At 67.3% G+C, this 15449-nt stretch carries 15 protein-coding genes and 1 tRNA gene; 8 read left to right on the top strand and 8 right to left on the bottom strand.

Annotated features, from left to right (window positions below):
• Positions 1 to 221: 221 nt before the first annotated feature.
• On the top strand, positions 222 to 1169 hold the full coding sequence (gene accD / locus BLV97_RS09610) for an acetyl-CoA carboxylase, carboxyltransferase subunit beta (protein ID WP_035845073.1): 948 nt from the start codon (positions 222 to 224) through the stop codon (positions 1167 to 1169).
• On the top strand, positions 1166 to 2443 hold the full coding sequence (locus BLV97_RS09605; protein ID WP_244521000.1) for a bifunctional folylpolyglutamate synthase/dihydrofolate synthase: 1278 nt from the start codon (positions 1166 to 1168) through the stop codon (positions 2441 to 2443). The genes accD and BLV97_RS09605 overlap by 4 nt, the downstream gene beginning before the upstream one ends.
• 68 nt (positions 2444 to 2511) lie before the next feature.
• On the opposite strand, the gene zapE is transcribed toward BLV97_RS09605, so the two are convergent.
• The 3 genes from zapE to BLV97_RS09590 form a co-directional block, all read right to left on the bottom strand.
• Positions 2512 to 3594 carry a cell division protein ZapE gene (gene zapE / locus BLV97_RS09600; RefSeq protein ID WP_035845053.1) on the bottom strand — a complete coding sequence of 361 codons (1083 nt, stop codon included), beginning with the start codon at positions 3592 to 3594 and terminating at the stop codon, positions 2512 to 2514.
• Positions 3595 to 3681: 87 nt separating this feature from the next.
• Positions 3682 to 3807: a type B 50S ribosomal protein L36 gene (ykgO, locus tag BLV97_RS09595; RefSeq protein WP_013069105.1), complete on the bottom strand. Its 126-nt coding sequence runs from the start codon at positions 3805 to 3807 to the stop codon at positions 3682 to 3684.
• 80 nt (positions 3808 to 3887) lie between these two features.
• A tRNA-Val gene (locus tag BLV97_RS09590) sits at positions 3888 to 3962 on the bottom strand.
• A 154-nt stretch (positions 3963 to 4116) separates the two neighbouring features.
• On the opposite strand from BLV97_RS09590, the gene BLV97_RS09585 reads away from it, so the two are divergent.
• The gene (locus BLV97_RS09585) at positions 4117 to 4986 is read left to right on the top strand and encodes an N-formylglutamate amidohydrolase (protein WP_035845049.1); all 870 of its coding nucleotides are present in this window, start codon (positions 4117 to 4119) and stop codon (positions 4984 to 4986) included.
• A gap of 182 nt (positions 4987 to 5168) precedes the next feature.
• On the opposite strand, the gene dxs is transcribed toward BLV97_RS09585, so the two are convergent.
• The 5 genes from dxs to BLV97_RS09560 form a co-directional block, all read right to left on the bottom strand.
• A complete protein-coding gene (gene dxs / locus BLV97_RS09580) occupies positions 5169 to 7088 on the bottom strand; it encodes a 1-deoxy-D-xylulose-5-phosphate synthase (RefSeq protein ID WP_035845047.1) in 1920 nt (639 codons plus the stop codon).
• A 23-nt stretch (positions 7089 to 7111) separates the two neighbouring features.
• On the bottom strand, positions 7112 to 7978 hold the full coding sequence (locus BLV97_RS09575) for a polyprenyl synthetase family protein (RefSeq protein ID WP_035845044.1): 867 nt from the start codon (positions 7976 to 7978) through the stop codon (positions 7112 to 7114).
• Position 7979: 1 nt separating this feature from the next.
• Positions 7980 to 8225: an exodeoxyribonuclease VII small subunit gene (locus BLV97_RS09570; RefSeq protein ID WP_081825140.1), complete on the bottom strand. Its 246-nt coding sequence runs from the start codon at positions 8223 to 8225 to the stop codon at positions 7980 to 7982.
• Positions 8222 to 9148 (bottom strand): histone deacetylase family protein, encoded by a 927-nt coding sequence (locus BLV97_RS09565; RefSeq protein WP_035845042.1) that lies wholly within the window; start codon positions 9146 to 9148, stop codon positions 8222 to 8224. The genes BLV97_RS09570 and BLV97_RS09565 overlap by 4 nt, the downstream gene beginning before the upstream one ends.
• A gap of 88 nt (positions 9149 to 9236) precedes the next feature.
• Positions 9237 to 10058 (bottom strand): ABC transporter permease, encoded by an 822-nt coding sequence (locus tag BLV97_RS09560; protein WP_035845040.1) that lies wholly within the window; start codon positions 10056 to 10058, stop codon positions 9237 to 9239.
• A gap of 146 nt (positions 10059 to 10204) precedes the next feature.
• On the opposite strand from BLV97_RS09560, the gene cysQ reads away from it, so the two are divergent.
• The 5 genes from cysQ to BLV97_RS09535 all read left to right on the top strand — a co-directional run bounded on the left by cysQ (position 10205) and on the right by BLV97_RS09535 (position 15411).
• The gene (gene cysQ, locus BLV97_RS09555; protein ID WP_035845038.1) at positions 10205 to 11014 is read left to right on the top strand and encodes a 3'(2'),5'-bisphosphate nucleotidase CysQ; all 810 of its coding nucleotides are present in this window, start codon (positions 10205 to 10207) and stop codon (positions 11012 to 11014) included.
• 4 nt (positions 11015 to 11018) lie between these two features.
• Complete coding sequence (locus BLV97_RS09550) at positions 11019 to 11819, top strand: 3-deoxy-manno-octulosonate cytidylyltransferase (RefSeq protein ID WP_035845036.1); 801 nt, start codon at positions 11019 to 11021, stop codon at positions 11817 to 11819.
• 34 nt (positions 11820 to 11853) lie between these two features.
• Positions 11854 to 13086 carry a glycosyltransferase family 2 protein gene (locus BLV97_RS09545; protein ID WP_035845034.1) on the top strand — a complete coding sequence of 411 codons (1233 nt, stop codon included), beginning with the start codon at positions 11854 to 11856 and terminating at the stop codon, positions 13084 to 13086.
• A gap of 163 nt (positions 13087 to 13249) precedes the next feature.
• A complete protein-coding gene (galU, locus tag BLV97_RS09540) occupies positions 13250 to 14143 on the top strand; it encodes a UTP--glucose-1-phosphate uridylyltransferase GalU (RefSeq protein WP_035845032.1) in 894 nt (297 codons plus the stop codon).
• 50 nt (positions 14144 to 14193) lie between these two features.
• Positions 14194 to 15411, top strand: a complete 1218-nt coding sequence (locus BLV97_RS09535; protein WP_035845030.1) for a glycosyltransferase family 4 protein — start codon at positions 14194 to 14196, stop codon at positions 15409 to 15411.
• The last annotated feature ends 38 nt before the right edge of the window (positions 15412 to 15449 follow it).

Here is a 15449-nt window from a genome sequence, read left to right as displayed (position 1 = left end):
ATACTGGCCTGGTCGGGCGGGGGCAAGGCGCTTGCGGAACAAGTGTGCGATGGCCCGCCCAGGCGCACGGGGATGTGTGCCGACGGTTTCGCGCAGGCACGGCGCCCGCCCCGGGCAAGCGTTGACAAGCGTTGAAGAGCGCGCCGCCGGATTGATTGCAATTCCGCCGCACGGGGCTTATCTGACGGCCAGGATACCGCGACGCGAAGGCCTCAGCCCAGATGAACTGGATTTCGAACTACGTCCGCCCCAAGATCAACTCGCTGTTTTCGCGCCGCGAGGTGCCCGAGAACCTGTGGACCAAATGCCCCGAATGCGGGACCATGCTGTTCCACCGCGAGCTGACCGAAAACCTGAACGTCTGCGCGACATGTGATCATCATATGGCGATCACGCCGCGGGCTCGGTTCAGCGCGCTGTTCGACGGCGGCATCTTCACCGAGGTCGAGGCCCCCGAACCCCTGCCCGACCCGCTGCATTTCCGCGATCAGAAACGCTACCCCGACCGGCTGCGCGCGGCGCAGAAGGCCACCGGCGAGAAGGGCGCGATGCTGGTCGCCGAAGGCGAGATCGGGCGCACCCCGATCGTCGCCGCGGCGCAGGATTTCGCCTTCATGGGCGGCTCGATGGGGATGCAGGTGGGCAACGCGATCATCGCCGGCGCCGAGCGCGCGGTGAAGTTGAAGCGTCCGCTGATCCTGTTTTCCGCCGCCGGCGGCGCGCGGATGCAGGAAGGCATCCTGTCGCTGATGCAGATGCCGCGCACCACCGTCGCCGTGCAGATGCTGAAAGAGGCGGGCCTGCCCTATATCGTCGTGCTCACCCACCCCACCACCGGCGGCGTGACGGCAAGCTATGCGATGCTGGGCGATGTGCAGATCGCCGAACCCAACGCGCTGATCTGCTTTGCCGGACCGCGCGTGATCGAGCAGACGATTCGCGAAAAGCTGCCCGAGGGCTTCCAGCGCGCCGAGTATCTTCTTGACCACGGCATGCTGGATCGCGTCACCCACCGCAAGGCGCTGCGCGAGGAACTGATCACCATCGTGCGGATGCTCACCGGCCAGCCGCCGGCGGTGAAGGGCGATCTGCCGCCGCCGAAAGACGCGGCCCCCGCCCCGAAAGCCGACCCCGCCCCCGAGGCGCCCGAGGGGGATGCCCCGGCGTGAGCGACCTGCTGTCGTCGGATGCCCTGCTTGCACGGCTGCTGACGCTTCACCCCAAGAAGATCGACCTGACGCTTGACCGGATGCACCGGCTGCTGGCGGCTTTGGGCAACCCCGAACGCGCGCTTGCCCCGGTGATCCATGTGGCGGGCACCAACGGCAAGGGCTCGACCCAGGCGATGATCCGGGCAGGGTTGGAGGCCGCGGGCGAAAAGGTCCACGCTTATACCTCGCCGCACCTTGCGCATTTCCACGAACGCATCCGCCTGGCCGGCGAGCTGGTGAGCGAGCCGATGCTGGCGCGGCTGCTGGAGGAATGCGAGCGCGCAAACGCGGGGGCGCCGATCACCTTCTTCGAGATCACCACCTGCGCCGCCTTGCTGGGCTTTTCCAGGGTCGAGGCGGATCACGTGTTGCTCGAGGTCGGTCTTGGCGGGCGGCTGGACGCGACGAACGTGATCGACCGGCCGGAACTGACGATCATCACGCCGGTCTCGATCGACCATCAGCAATATCTGGGCGACACCCTGGCCCAGATCGCGGCCGAGAAGGCCGGGATTCTCAAGCGCGGCGTGCCCTGCGTGGTGGGGCCGCAGGACGAGGCCGCGCTCGAGGTGATCGAGGCCCGCGCCGCGCAGCTGGGCGCCCCGCTGCTGGTGCATGGCCAGCACTGGCACGCCTGGGAAGAGCGCGGCCGGCTGATCTTCCAGGATGAGAACGGCCTTCTGGACCTGCCGCTGCCCAACCTGCCCGGCCCTTTCCAGATCCTGAACGCCGGTGCCGCGATCGCCGCGCTGCGCCATCTGGGCCGCGACGACACCGCGGCCGAGGCCGCCGTTACCCGCGCCTATTGGCCCGCAAGGATGCAGCGCCTGCGGACAGGACCGCTGGTCGATGCCGCGGGCCGCGCCGAGCTGTGGCTTGACGGCGGGCACAATCCGGCGGGCGGCCAGGCGGTGGCGGCCGCGCTGGCGGGGCTGCCGCCGAAGCCCACGCATCTGATCTGCGGCATGCTGAACACCAAGGATGTCGGCGGCTACCTGCGCCCGCTGGCGCCGCAGGTGCGCGATCTGCACGCCGTTTCGATCCCCGGCGAAAGTGCCACACTCCCCGCCGAAACCACCCGTGACGCGGCGCTGGCCGAGGGTATCACGGCGACGACGGCGGCCTCGGTGGCCGAGGCGGTCGCCGATATCGTCGCCACGGACCCGCAATCGCGCATCCTGATCTGCGGCTCGCTCTATCTTGCCGGCGCTGTGCTGCGCGAAAACGGCTGACCCGAAGCGATCCGCCCCTTCATCTTGGCGAAAATACTCCGGGGGGGGTAGGGGGGGCAGAGCCCCCCTTACGTCTGCGTTCCCCAGGTCGCATCCTGCATTTCGCGCAACCTGCTGGCGGTGCGCTCGAATTCGAACGTGCCCGCGCCCTCGACATACAGCTGTTCGGGCTGGTCGGCGGCGGAACAGATCAGCCGCACCCTGGCCTCGTATAGCGCGTCAATGAGCGTGACGAAGCGCTTGGCCTCGTTGTAGTTCGAGGCCGACAGATGCGGGATGTTTTCCAAGATCAGCACCTTCACCCGGTCAGCGAGGGCCAAATAATCGGCGGGACCCAGCGGCTGGCCACACAGGTCCCAGAAGCTGGCCCGCGCGACACCGTTCAGGAAGGCGGGCAATACCACGCGCCGGCCGTTGACCTCGATGTCCAGCGGCGCACCGGCTCCGCCTCCGGTCAGGTCCTGCCAGACCTCGTCCAGCGCCGCGCCCGCGCTGCCTGCCGGGGTGAACCAGACCTGCGCGCCGGTCAGCCGGTGCTGCCGGTAATCCTCGGCGCTTGTCAGTTCGCGCACCTCCATCCGGTTCTGCAGCAGGTCGATGAAGGGCAGGAAAAGCGCCCGGTTCAGCCCATCCTTGTACAGATCCTCTGGCACCCGGTTCGAGGTGGTCACCACCACTACGCCAGCATCGAACAGCTTCTGGAACAGCCGCCCCACGATCATCGCATCGGCGATATCGGTGATCTGCATTTCGTCGAAACACAGCAGGCGCGTAGTCTCGATCACCGATCTCGCGACGGGTTCCAGCGCGTCGGGGATCTCCTGCTTGCGGGCCTCGGCCAGACCCCTCTGGATTTCCTGCATGAAGGCATGGAAATGGACCCGGCGCTTGCGGCGGATGTCGGTCGCCTCAAAAAACAGATCCATCAGCATCGACTTGCCGCCGCCGACCCCGCCCCACAGATAAAGGCCCTTCGGCGGCTCGGGCGGTTTCTGGAACAACCGCTTCAGCCCGCGGGCCTTTTCCGAGGTTTCCTCCAACGCCAGACGCACGGCTTCCAGTGCCGGCAGGACGGCGCGCTGGGCGGGGTCGGGGCGCAGGCGGCCCTTGGCGACCCGGGCATCGTAGATTTCGGTAAGTGTTTCGCGCATGGGGCCGATGTAGCCTGTGATTCCGACAAGGAGAAGGGCCGCCCCGATCGCTCGGGACGGCCCTTCGAATTCCGGCTGCGGGCAGCCTCAGCCCTGGCGGGCCTTGAACCGCTTCTGCGTCTTGTTGATCACATAAACGCGGCCCTTGCGGCGCACGATCTGGCAATCGCGATGACGCTGCTTGAGCGAGCGGAGCGAGTTGCGGACCTTCATCGGTCGATCTCCTGTTCGCGGCGCGCGTGCGCCTTGAAAAACGAATGTCCCCGGCGTGACGCCCCGGGGACGGTTAAGAATGGTGGGCGGTACTGGGATCGAACCAGTGGCCACTACGATGTCAACGTAGTGCTCTACCGCTGAGCTAACCGCCCACGCCCCGTGCATCCGCCCGTTTCCCGATCCCGAAAGAAAAGGACGCGGGGCGAACCGCGTCGGTCGCTGGGTCTATAAAAGGAGTCGTTCGCCGGTTCAAGGGGTTTTGGCAAGTTCGCAAAAGCAGACTATATTGCTGCCAAGAGGAAACGCATGACCCGCGCCAGCGCCGCTTACGATCTATATCTTCCCGCCCGGCGAGCGTCAGGCGTGGTTTTCTCCTCGCCGCATTCTGGGCAGGAATACGGGGCCGCGTTCCTGGCGGCCTCGGTGCTGGATCCACACGCGATCCGCTCGTCCGAAGACGCCTTCGTCGACCGCCTGTTTTCCGACGCGCCGAAACTTGGCGCGCCGCTGATCTGCGCCCGCGCGCCGCGCGCCTTCGTCGATCTGAACCGGGCCGTGGACGAATTGGACCCTGGGGTGATCGCCGGCATTCGCACCGCCGGGCACAACCCCCGCGTCACCTCGGGTCTGGGCGTGATTCCCCGCGTCGTCTCGAACGGGCGTGCGATCTACCGGGGCAAGATCAGCGCGGAAGAGGCACACCTGCGCCTGCACGGCTACTGGAAGCCCTATCATGACCGCCTGCGTGCCTTGATCGACGAGGGGCTGGCGCAGTTCGGGCAGAGCCTGCTGATCGATTGCCACTCGATGCCGCATGAGGCGATCCAGCACCACGGCCGGGTCGGCCGCCCGCACCCCGAGATCGTCCTGGGCGACCGCTTCGGCGCTTCCGCCGACGGTGCGGTGACGGAGGCGGTGGAAGCCGCATTCGCGGATCAGGGCTTTCGCGTCGCCCGCAACGTGCCCTTCGCGGGGGCCTATATCACCCAGGCCTATGGCCGCCCGATGCGGGGCCAGCATGTGGTGCAGGTCGAAATCGACCGCGCGCTTTACATGGACGAACAGACGATCCGCCCGCATCCGCATTTTGCCGAGGTCCAGGCCGCGCTGACCCGCGCGATGGCCACCATCGTCAGCACGCTGGGTCAAAGTGCACGCCCGCTGGCCGCGGAATAGGATCTGGCGGACGGCGACCTTGCCGTCTGCGCCCCCCAAGAAGCATATCGAGACCGAAGCAAGCGCGGGAAACGCCGCATTGCATTCTTTCCGGTCCAGATATCCCGCTGGGGTTTCGGGGGTGCGAAACCAGGGCGCGGACGTCCGCGAAGGGCCTGGCCCGCGGGCCGGCCGCCTGGGCTTCAGGCCCGGCGGCTGGCGATGTCGGTGATGCCCAGAACCTCCAGCACCCTGGCCTCGATCTGCTGGGCGTTCAGGCCCGCGACGGCATACATCGCGGCGGGGCTGGCCTGGTCGATGAAGATGTCGGGCAGCACCATCATGCGGAATTTCAGCCCATGGTCGAAGACGCCCGCTTCGGCCAAAAGCTGCGCGACCTGGCTGCCAAAGCCACCCACGGCGCCTTCCTCGATGGTGATCAGGGCCTCGTGCTCGGCGGCCAGGCGCAGGATCAGGTCGCGGTCCAGCGGCTTGGCGAAGCGGGCGTCGGCGATCGTTGGGGTGATTCCGCGCTGGCCAAGCGATTCCGCCGCCTTCTCGACCTCCGCCAGCCGGGTCCCGAAGCTTAGGATCGCGATACGCTTGCCCTCGCGGATCATTCGGCCACGGCCGATCTCCAGCGGTTGGCCGCGTTCGGGCATCTCGACACCCACGCCTTCTCCGCGTGGGTAGCGGAAGGCCGAGGGGCGGTCATCCAGCGCATGGGCGGTGGCGACCATGTGCACCAGCTCGGCCTCGTCGGCGGCGGCCATCACCACCATGCCGGGCAGGTTGGACAGGAAGGCCGTATCAAATGCGCCGGCATGGGTGGCGCCATCCGCCCCCACCAGCCCGGCGCGGTCGATGGCGAAACGCACCGGCAGCCGCTGGATCGCCACGTCATGCACGACCTGGTCATAGCCGCGCTGCAGGAAGGTGGAATAGAGCGCGCAGAACGGCTTCATCCCCGCCGCCGCAAGGCCGGCCGAGAAGGTCACCGCATGCTGTTCGGCAATGCCCACGTCGAAGCAGCGCCGCGGAAAGCGTTCGGCGAAAAGGTTCAGCCCGGTGCCGTCCGGCATCGCCGCGGTCACCGCAACCACCTTGTCGTCGGCCTCGGCCTCGCGGATCAGCGACTTGGCGAAAACCTTTGTGTAGGACGGCGCGTTCGAGGGCGCCTTCTTCTGCTCGCCCGTCACCACGTCGAACTTGGCCGTGGCATGGCCCTTGTCCATCGCGCGCTCGGCCGGGGCGAAGCCCTTGCCCTTCTTGGTGATCACGTGGATCAGCATCGGCCCTGTCGCCCGCGCCCGCACCGTGCGCAGCACCGGCAGCAGTTGCTCCATGTCATGTCCGTCGATCGGGCCGACATAGCTGAAGCCAAGCTCCTCGAACAGCGATCCGCCCACGGCCAGACCCTTGAGCACATCCTTGGCCCGCTTCGCGCCCATCTGGAAAGGTTCGGGCAGCAGGCTGACGGCGCCCCGGGCGGCGGCCTTCAGTTCCTGGAAGGGGGCACCGGCGTAAAGACGCGACAGGTAGGATGACATCGCCCCCACGGGCGGCGCGATCGACATCTCGTTGTCGTTGAGGATCACGAAGAGGCGGGTCTTCAGGTGGCCTGCGTTGTTCATCGCCTCATAGGCCATGCCGGCGCTCATCGCGCCGTCGCCGATCACCGCGATCGTGTCGCCCACCCCGTCGGCGCCCAGATCGCGTGCCACCGCAAAGCCCAAGGCCGCGCTGATCGAGGTCGAACTATGCGCCGCTCCGAACGGGTCATAGGCGCTTTCCGACCGCTTGGTGAAACCGCTCAGGCCGTTTTCCTGGCGCAGGGTACGGATCCGGTCGCGCCGGCCGGTCAGGATCTTGTGGGGATAGGACTGGTGGCTGACATCCCAGATCAGCTTGTCGCGCGGGGTTTCGAAGACCGCGTGCAGCGCCACCGTCAGCTCGACCACGCCCAGCCCCGCGCCCAGATGACCGCCGGTTTCCGACACCGCGCTGATCGTTTCGGCGCGCAGTTCGTCGGCCACCTGGCGCAATTCGCGGTCCGACAAATCCTTGAGATCGGCGGGCAGCGACACGCAGTCAAGCATCGGGGTCTGGGGTCTGTCACTCATTTTCGGGGCCCTCCCGGGGGCGCTTAGCTGTCGCGGGCAATAACGAAGCGCGCGGCCTGCCGCAAGCGTTCCGCCCCGTCGCCATAGCCGGCAAGCGCGGCTTCGGCCTGTTCGACCAGCGCCCGGGCCCGGGCGCGCGCGCCTTCCAGACCCAGAATCGATACGAAGGTGGCCTTGCCCGCGTGGGCGTCCTTTTGCAGGCGCTTGCCCGCCTTCTCTGCGTCGCCCTCGACATCCAGAATGTCATCGGCGATCTGGAAGGCAAGGCCCAAAGCCGTGGCATAGCGGCCCAGCGCCGACGGATCGGCGCCGGCCAGATGCGCGCCGGCCTCGGCCGACCAGCGGATCAGCGCACCGGTCTTGCCGGCCTGCAATTCGGTGATCTGGTCGAGCGTCAGCGGCACGGCGGCGGTTTCGGCGGCGATGTCAAGCGCCTGGCCCAGCACCATGCCCCCGGCCCCGGCGGCCCGCGCCATCGACCCCAGCAGCGCCACGCGCCGCTCCGCCGGACCCAGCGCCTCGCGCGACAGAAGCTCGAACGCCAGCGTTTGCAGGGCGTCCCCGGCCAGCACGGCGGTGGCTTCGTCCCATTTCACATGCACCGTGGGTTGGCCGCGGCGCAGGTCGTCGTCATCCATGCAGGGCAGATCGTCGTGGATCAGCGAATAGGCATGCATCGCCTCGATCGCCGCCGCCGCGATGACCGAGACCTCGGGCGCCAGCCCGTGCAACCGCGCGCCTTCCATCACCAGAAAGCCGCGCAGGCGCTTGCCACCCTGCAGGGCGTAGCGCATCGCGTGAATGACCGGCTGATCGGCGCGGTCGGCAAGTTCGGCGTCCAGAAACGACTGGATCAGGGCCGCGTCCGCGGCCAGGACGTCGGGGAACATGTCAGAGGCCTTCGGCGGGCGTGGTGCCCACCGCGCGGCCTTCCTGCGCGCGGATCAACTCCACCTTCTCCTCGGCTTCCTTCAGCTTTTCCTCGCAGCGTGCCTTCAGCGCCGCGCCGCGTTCGTAAAGCTTGATCGACTGCTCCAGCGGCACGTCGCCGCGCTCAAGCTGGCCCACGACCTGCTCCAACTCGGCCATGGCCTGCTCGAAGCTCATCTGATCCACCGGCTTGACCGTCTCGCTCATCCGCTGCGCTCCATCAATTCCCGCACATGCCGGGCACTGCTTTCGCCCAGGGCCTGCAAATCATATCCCCCCTCGAGTGTCGAGACCACCCGGCCGCCGCAATGGGCCTCGGCCAGGGCGCAGATCTCTGCCGTCAGCCAGCCGAAATCCTCGGCCCGCCATTCCAGCTGAGCCAGCGGATCGGCGGCATGGGCATCGAAACCGGCCGAGATCACGATCAACTCCGGCTTGAAGGCATCGACGGCGGGCAGGATCACACGCTGGTAGGCGCGGCGCATCTCGGCGCCGTCGCTGCCGGGCGCCAGCGGCAGGTTCAGCACGTTGTCATGCGCGCCGCGCTCATTCGCCGCGCCGGTGCCGGGATAAAGCGGCATCTGATGCGAGGAGCAGAACAGCGTGCGGGCCTCGTTCCACAAAAGGTCCTGGGTGCCGTTGCCGTGGTGGACATCGAAATCCACCACCGCGACGCGCGACAGGCCGTGGTGATCGAGCGCCCGCTTGGCCGCGATCGCGGCATTGCCGAACAGGCAAAACCCCATCGCCGTTTCCCGCTCGGCATGGTGGCCGGGCGGGCGACAGGCGACAAAGGCGTTGCGGTCCTCGTCGCCCAGCACGGCGTCCACGGCGGCGCAGACCCCGCCGACGCCGCGCAGCGCCGCGGCCCAGGAGCCGGGCGCAAGATAGGTATCGGCGTCGAGCTGGCTCCAACCCTGCACGGGCACCGCGCCATGTACCCGGTCGATGTAGCTTTCGGGGTGGCAGCGGGCGATTTCGGCGCGCGCGCCCAGGGGGGCGGTGCGGCGATCCAGCCCCGCGAAGCCTTCCAGTGCCGCCGCGACCGATTTCAGCCGCGCGTGTTGTTCGGGATGGCCTGCCGGCTCGACATGGCCCAGGCAGTCGTCGTGCATGTAGATGATGGTCATCCGACCCTCCTCCTGCGTTCACCTTGGAAGACATACTCCCAAGGTGGCCCGGATCAAATCCGCAGTGTGGGGCGCGGCCCTTTTGGGCCTACAATTTCGCGCCCCAGCTGATCGAGGCGCGCTGGCGGGTGTAGAATTCGCCCATCAGCCCGATCATCAAACAGGCGATGCAGACATAGATCGGATAGGAGATCGTCGAGTTGTGCGGGTTGTAGTTGATGAAGATGAAGCCGCGCGCCTGGTCGATGATATGGAACAGCGGGTTCCAGTCGAAATAGGACAACAGCGTCGGCGTCAGCGTGTTGGCCACGAACATCTTGCCCGAGGCGATCATGTTCGCCCGCCCGTAGACCAGCGCCAGCAGGCCGATCAGTTCAGGCTGCCAGGGCTTGAAGGCGCGAAACAGCATTCCGATCGACAGGCCCGAAAACCACGCCAGCAGCAGCATCCCCATGGATTGCACCGGCTCGTAGACCGTGAAGGGCGTCATCGCGCAATAGTAGAGCGTCAGCACGAAGGTCATCGACAGGATCTGGATATAAAGCGCGCTCAGCGCCGCCGCCCCGACCGCGACGATGGTGTTCATCGGCGCGTGCTTCATCATCTGCGAGGTCGGCCCATCCGCCCCCACCACCGCCTTCATGGTCTTGGTGTGGGTCATGTACATGAACACGCCCGACATGATGTAGAGGATGAAATCCCCACGGATCGCGCTAGAGCGCAGCTTCAGCACCACGATCAGGACGTAGAAGACGACGATCATCAAGATCGTCTGGAACATGTTCAGCAGCAGGCCGACGATCGCGTTGCGATGGGTCTTGCGCACATCGCGCACCGCGACGTGATAGATCAGCTCCAACTGGCCAAGGGCCAGCCTTAGGGTCGATGGCGGTAGATCCTGCCTGAACATGCCTGTCGCATTCCTGCTGCGCCTGCGGAACTCAGGCCCCCTTATCGCCGGCAAAGCTTGCCGAACCCTTGCGGGCGGATGATAAGGGGGCAACCCTTTATTATCAACTGCCGGGCGGGAAACCTTGCCGGCGCACAGGAGAAACAATGCCTAACCCCGACCTCGACCAGATGATCCTCGTCTTCCGCCGTCTCGCGCTGGCGGCAGGCGACCGGATCATGGAGATCTACAATGCCGAGGATTTCGAGGTACGCACAAAATCCGACGCCAGCCCAGTGACCGAGGCCGACCTGGCGGCTGATGCGCTGATCTCGGCCGGGTTGCGGGCGGCGTTTCCCCGGATCCCCCTGGTGACCGAGGAACAGGCAGCCACCCATGGTCAAAGCCTGTCGACCTTCCTGATCGTCGATCCGCTGGATGGCACCAAGGAATTCGTCAAGCGGCGTGGCGATTTCACCGTGAACATCGCCTATGTCGACAACGGCGTGCCCCTGCGCGGCGTGGTCTATGCCCCTGCGCGGGGGCGGCTGTTCTATACCCGGGCCGATGGCGCCTCGGTCGAGGAGACGGGCGATTTCGATCCCGACATCCCCGGCCCCGTCACACCGCTGCATGTCGCGGTCCCCGACAACGACGCGCTGATGGTCGTGGCCTCGAAATCGCACCGCGATCCCGCGACCGACGCCTATATCGCGCGCTACCGGGTGCGGGATCTGAAAAGCGCGGGGTCTTCGCTGAAATTCTGCCTGGTGGCGACGGGCGAGGCCGATCTTTATCCCCGGCTCGGCCGGACGATGGAATGGGACACGGCGGCGGGCGACGCGGTGCTGCGCGGCGCGGGCGGCGCCATGGTACGTTTCGACGATCACACGCCCTTCCGCTATGGCAAGCCCGGGTTCGAGAACCCGTTCTTCATCGCCCATGCCCCGGGTGTCGATCTGAAGCCGGCGGGCTGAGCCGATGAAGACCCTGATCGTCATTCCCGCCCGCTACGCATCGACCCGCTATCCGGGCAAGCCTCTGGTGGCGCTGACCGGCGCGACCGGCCAGTCACGCACGTTGATCGAACGTTCTTGGCGCGCGGCGATGGATGTCCGGGGCGTCGACCGCGTGGTGGTGGCCACCGACGACGACCGCATCCGCGACGTGGCGGAAGGCGTGGGCGCCGAGGTGGTGATGACTTCGGCCTCGTGCCGCAACGGCACCGAGCGCTGCGCCGAGGCGCATGATGCCCTGGGCGGAGGCTATGATATCGTTGTCAACCTGCAGGGCGACGCGCCGCTGACGCCCGCCTGGTTCATCGAGGACTTGGTCGCAGGGCTTTCCGCCACCCCCTCGTGCGAGGTCGCCACCCCGGTGCTGCGCTGCGATGGCCGCATGCTGAACAGCCTGATCGAGGACCGGCGCGCGGGCCGGGTCGGCGGCACCACTGCGGTCTTCGGGGAAGGCGGCAGGGCGCTCTATTTCTCGAAAGAGGTGATCCCCTTTACCGGCACCGTCTATGCCGATGCCGACGAGACCCCGGTTTTCCACCATGTCGGTGTCTACGCCTATCGGCGGGCGGCGCTGTCGGCCTATCCCGGCTGGCATCCGGGGCCGCTGGAAGGCCTCGAAGGGCTGGAACAATTGCGATTTCTGGAACAGGGGCGCGCGGTTCTGTGCGTCGAAGTCCAGGCGCGCGGCCGCCAGTTCTGGGAGTTGAACAACCCCGAGGACGTGGCCAGGATCGAGACGATGCTGGCGGCCATGGGCGCGCCCTAGGCAGGCAATGGGATAGGCAAGCGATGGGCGGGTCATGACAGAGCATGGGACCAGCATCGTCATCACCTCGCGCCACAGATCGGCGGCGCTGCGGCGCTGCCTTTGCGCGCTGCACCAGCAGGACCACCCCAGGATCGAGCTGATCGTGGTCGCCGACCCGGCCGCCTGTGCCGCGCTGGCGCTGCTGGCGGACCGGGTGAAGCTGATCCCTTTCGACAAGCCCAACATCTCGGCCGCCCGCAATCTGGGTCTGACCCAGGCGGCGGGGGAGGTAGTGGCGTTCATCGACGACGACGCGGTGCCCGAACCCAGCTGGATCCGGCGCCTGGCCAGGCCCTTCAACGACCACCGGGTCGCCGCCGCGACCGGCTTCGTGCGCGGGCGCAACGGGATTTCCTATCAATGGAAGGCTGCGTGGATCGACCACTTGGGCGAGGACACGCTGCTGGATGTGGACGCGACGGCGGCGACGCTTCATGCGGGTGACGCGCGGCGCGCGGTAAAGACGCAAGGCACCAACATGGCGTTTCGCCGGGCACCGCTGATGGCGGCGGGCGGTTTCGACCCGGCCCTGCATTTCTATCTGGACGAGGCACATGTGGATCTGACCCTGGCCGCCGCGGGGCATCTGACCGCCGTGGTGCCGGAGGCGCAGGTTCATCACAGCTTCGCCGCCAGCGAACGCCGCCGTGCCGACCGCGCGCCGCTGAGCCTGGCCGAGATCGGCGCGTCCACCGCCGTCTTCCTGCGCCGTCACGCCGCGCAGGAGGATCCCGCGCCGGCGCTTGCCCGGCTGCGTGCCGCGCAACGCAGGCGTCTGTTGACGATGATGGTGGATGGACGCCTCTCTCCGCCCGACGTGAAGCGGTTGCTGGCGACGCTGGAGGCAGGGCTGACCGAGGGCGCGGCACGGCCGCTGCCGGCGCTGGGGCCCCTGGCCGACGATCCGCCACCCTTCCGCGCGCTGCCCGGCACGGGGCCGCGCCCCGGCGTGGTGTTGGCAGGCAGGCCATGGTCGCGCCGCCAGCTGCGCCGCGCCGCGCTGACCCAGCTGGAGGCCGGGCGTATCGCTACGCTTCTGTGCCTTGGCCCCAATGCGCGCCCGCACCGGATGCGGTTCGACACCGAAGGTTATTGGGAGCAAAGCGGCGGGCTTTTCGGTCGTTCCGAGCGCAGCGGCCCGCGCTTTCGGTTTGCCCGGTTCAACGACCGCCTGCGCCGCGAAATCGGGCGTATCGGTCAGTTTCGGCCAGTCGGAACCGAATAGCGGGGGCGGGGGTTCTCAACCCAGGGCGCCCTTGCTAGACAATGACATACTTTTGGCGTGAAGGCGTACTATTCTTGCGATCCCATGATGCGGTCCGGGCCGCGGGATCGGTCTGTATTGGAACATGGTCGCCGCGACGGTGCGACCCAGGGGAAGAACAAGCATGAAGAGCAAGGTGACGAAGGCGGTTTTTCCCGTGGCGGGACTCGGGACCCGGTTCCTTCCTGCAACCAAGTCGATCCCCAAGGAAATCATGACGCTGGTCGATCGCCCGCTGATCCAGTACGCAATCGACGAGGCCCGCGCGGCCGGCATCAGGGAATTCATCTTCGTCACCTCGCGCGGCAAGGGTGCGCTGGAGGATTACTTCGACCACGCCCCGCAGCTGGAACAGGAACTGAAGCGCAAGGGCAAGACCCAGCTGCTGGAAGTGCTGAAGAACACCAATATGGATAGCGGCGCGATCGCCTATGTGCGCCAGCACAAGGCGCTGGGCCTGGGTCACGCGGTCTGGTGCGCGTCGCGCCTGATCGGCAACGAGCCGTTTGCCGTGATCCTGCCCGACGACGTGATCGCCGCCGAAAAGCCCTGCCTGCAGCAGATGGTCGAGGCCCATGCCGAGACCGGCGGCAACATGGTCGCGGCGATGGAGGTCCCGCCCGAGAAGGCCTCGGCCTACGGTGTTCTGGACGTGGCCGAGGACCTGGGTGACAGGGTGCGCGTCAAGGCGATGGTCGAGAAGCCCAAGCCCGAGGAGGCGCCTTCCAACCTGGCGGTGATCGGGCGCTATATCCTGACGCCCAGCGTGCTGCGCAACCTCAACCGCAAGAAGACCGGTTCTGGCGGCGAGATCCAGCTGACCGACGCCATCGCCGAGGAAATCACCACGTCGAACGATGTCTATGGCTACCGCTTTCAGGGCCAGCGCTACGATTGCGGGTCAAAAGCCGGGTTCCTGCAGGCGACGGTGGCCTTCGGGCTGGCGCGTGACGAATTGCGCGACGAATTGTCGGCCTATCTGCAGGAATTGGTCGGCCTGCAAAGGGCCGCGCAATAACGTCGGCCCGGCAATGCGACGACCCACCGGGGGCCGCGCCGCCCCCGCCGGTGCGACTGCTGGATCTTTCGCGGCTTGTCGCCCGGGCCGGCAAGGGGGCGGCCACTGGCGTCGACCGGGTGGAATTTGCGTATCTCGAGGCGCTTCTGGCGCGGCCCGAGCCGCTGTTCGCGCTGATCCGTAGCACGCTGGGCGTCGTCTTGCTGGGCCCCGACGGCACCGCCGCGCTGCGCGACCGCCTTGGCGGAGCGCGGCCCTGGGGCGCGCCCGACCTGCTGGGCCGGCTGTCGCAACGCCGCAACATGCCCCGCGCCGCCGCCGAGGCCGATCTGCGCCGGCTGGCCACCGGCCGGGCGCGTCCCTCGGGCCTGGCGCGGCTGCTTCGGCGTCACCTGCCGGCCGGGTTCGCCTATCTCAACACCGGCCATGCGCATCTTTCGGCACGGGTGTTCGACGCGGTTCACGCGGCGGGCGGGCGGGCGGCAGTGCTGTTGCACGACACGATCCCGCTCGATCATCCGGCGCTGTCGTCGCCCGGGATGCCCGAGGCCTTCGCGCGGCGCCTTGCCGCAGTGTCCCGGGGCGCCGATCTGGTGATCTGCAACTCGAACGCCACGCGGGCCGACGCCATGCGGCATTTCGCGCGGCTGGGCCGGGTTCCCGCGATCGTCGTCGCGCCCCTGGGCATTGATCCGCCGCGTCCCGACCGTTCCGCGCTGCCGCCGGGGTTGAACCTTCGGCCTCCATATTTCGTGTCGCTCGGCACGATCGAGCCGCGCAAGAACCATGCCCTGCTGCTGGACGTTTGGCAGGATTTCATGCGCGATCCGCCGGCCGGGGGCGTGCCCGATCTTTATGTCATAGGCCGCCGCGGCTGGAATAACGCGGCGCTTTTCGCGCGGCTCGAAGCCCGCCCGGACCATGTGCATGAGCTGGGCCCGCTGCCCGACGGCGCCGCGGCCGCGCTTCTGGAAGGCGCCGCGGGGCTGCTGTTTCCCAGCCTTGCCGAAGGCTTCGGCCTTCCGCCCGTCGAGGCCGCCGCCCTTGGGGTGCCGGTGCTTTGTGGCGATCTTGCGGTCTATCAAGAGACCCTGGGCAATTACCCGGTTTACGCAGACCTGAGCGACCGCTATCTTTGGCGTACAAAAATCGAGGCCATGGCTGCGCAGGCAGGCCCGGCGGAAGGGACGAGCGGTGGCGTGGCGCGGACATATCCGCGCCTTCTGACATGGGCGGATCATTTCAAGCTGGTGTTAAGCCTGACGTGATAGCTCTGCACGGACCATGACCTGCATGTGCCTGGAGG

Origin of the sequence: Allgaiera indica, from assembly GCF_900106675.1 — a bacterium.
Taxonomy (GTDB): Bacteria; Pseudomonadota; Alphaproteobacteria; order Rhodobacterales; family Rhodobacteraceae; genus Acidimangrovimonas; species Acidimangrovimonas indica.
The sequence above is the reverse complement of the archived record's forward strand: the minus strand, read 5'-3'. Positions and strand labels throughout refer to the sequence as shown.

Coding starts and splice junctions, on each gene's coding strand:
- accD (WP_035845073.1), top strand. CDS start 222: ATGAACTGGATTTCGAACTACGTCCGCCCCAAGATCAACTCGCTGTTT.
- zapE (WP_035845053.1), bottom strand. CDS start 3,594: ATGCGCGAAACACTTACCGAAATCTACGATGCCCGGGTCGCCAAGGGC.
- ykgO (WP_013069105.1), bottom strand. CDS start 3,807: ATGAAGGTCCGCAACTCGCTCCGCTCGCTCAAGCAGCGTCATCGCGAT.
- BLV97_RS09585 (WP_035845049.1), top strand. CDS start 4,117: ATGACCCGCGCCAGCGCCGCTTACGATCTATATCTTCCCGCCCGGCGA.
- dxs (WP_035845047.1), bottom strand. CDS start 7,088: ATGAGTGACAGACCCCAGACCCCGATGCTTGACTGCGTGTCGCTGCCC.
- BLV97_RS09575 (WP_035845044.1), bottom strand. CDS start 7,978: ATGTTCCCCGACGTCCTGGCCGCGGACGCGGCCCTGATCCAGTCGTTT.
- BLV97_RS09570 (WP_081825140.1), bottom strand. CDS start 8,225: ATGAGCGAGACGGTCAAGCCGGTGGATCAGATGAGCTTCGAGCAGGCC.
- BLV97_RS09565 (WP_035845042.1), bottom strand. CDS start 9,148: ATGACCATCATCTACATGCACGACGACTGCCTGGGCCATGTCGAGCCG.
- BLV97_RS09560 (WP_035845040.1), bottom strand. CDS start 10,058: ATGTTCAGGCAGGATCTACCGCCATCGACCCTAAGGCTGGCCCTTGGC.
- cysQ (WP_035845038.1), top strand. CDS start 10,205: ATGCCTAACCCCGACCTCGACCAGATGATCCTCGTCTTCCGCCGTCTC.
- BLV97_RS09550 (WP_035845036.1), top strand. CDS start 11,019: ATGAAGACCCTGATCGTCATTCCCGCCCGCTACGCATCGACCCGCTAT.
- BLV97_RS09545 (WP_035845034.1), top strand. CDS start 11,854: ATGACAGAGCATGGGACCAGCATCGTCATCACCTCGCGCCACAGATCG.
- galU (WP_035845032.1), top strand. CDS start 13,250: ATGAAGAGCAAGGTGACGAAGGCGGTTTTTCCCGTGGCGGGACTCGGG.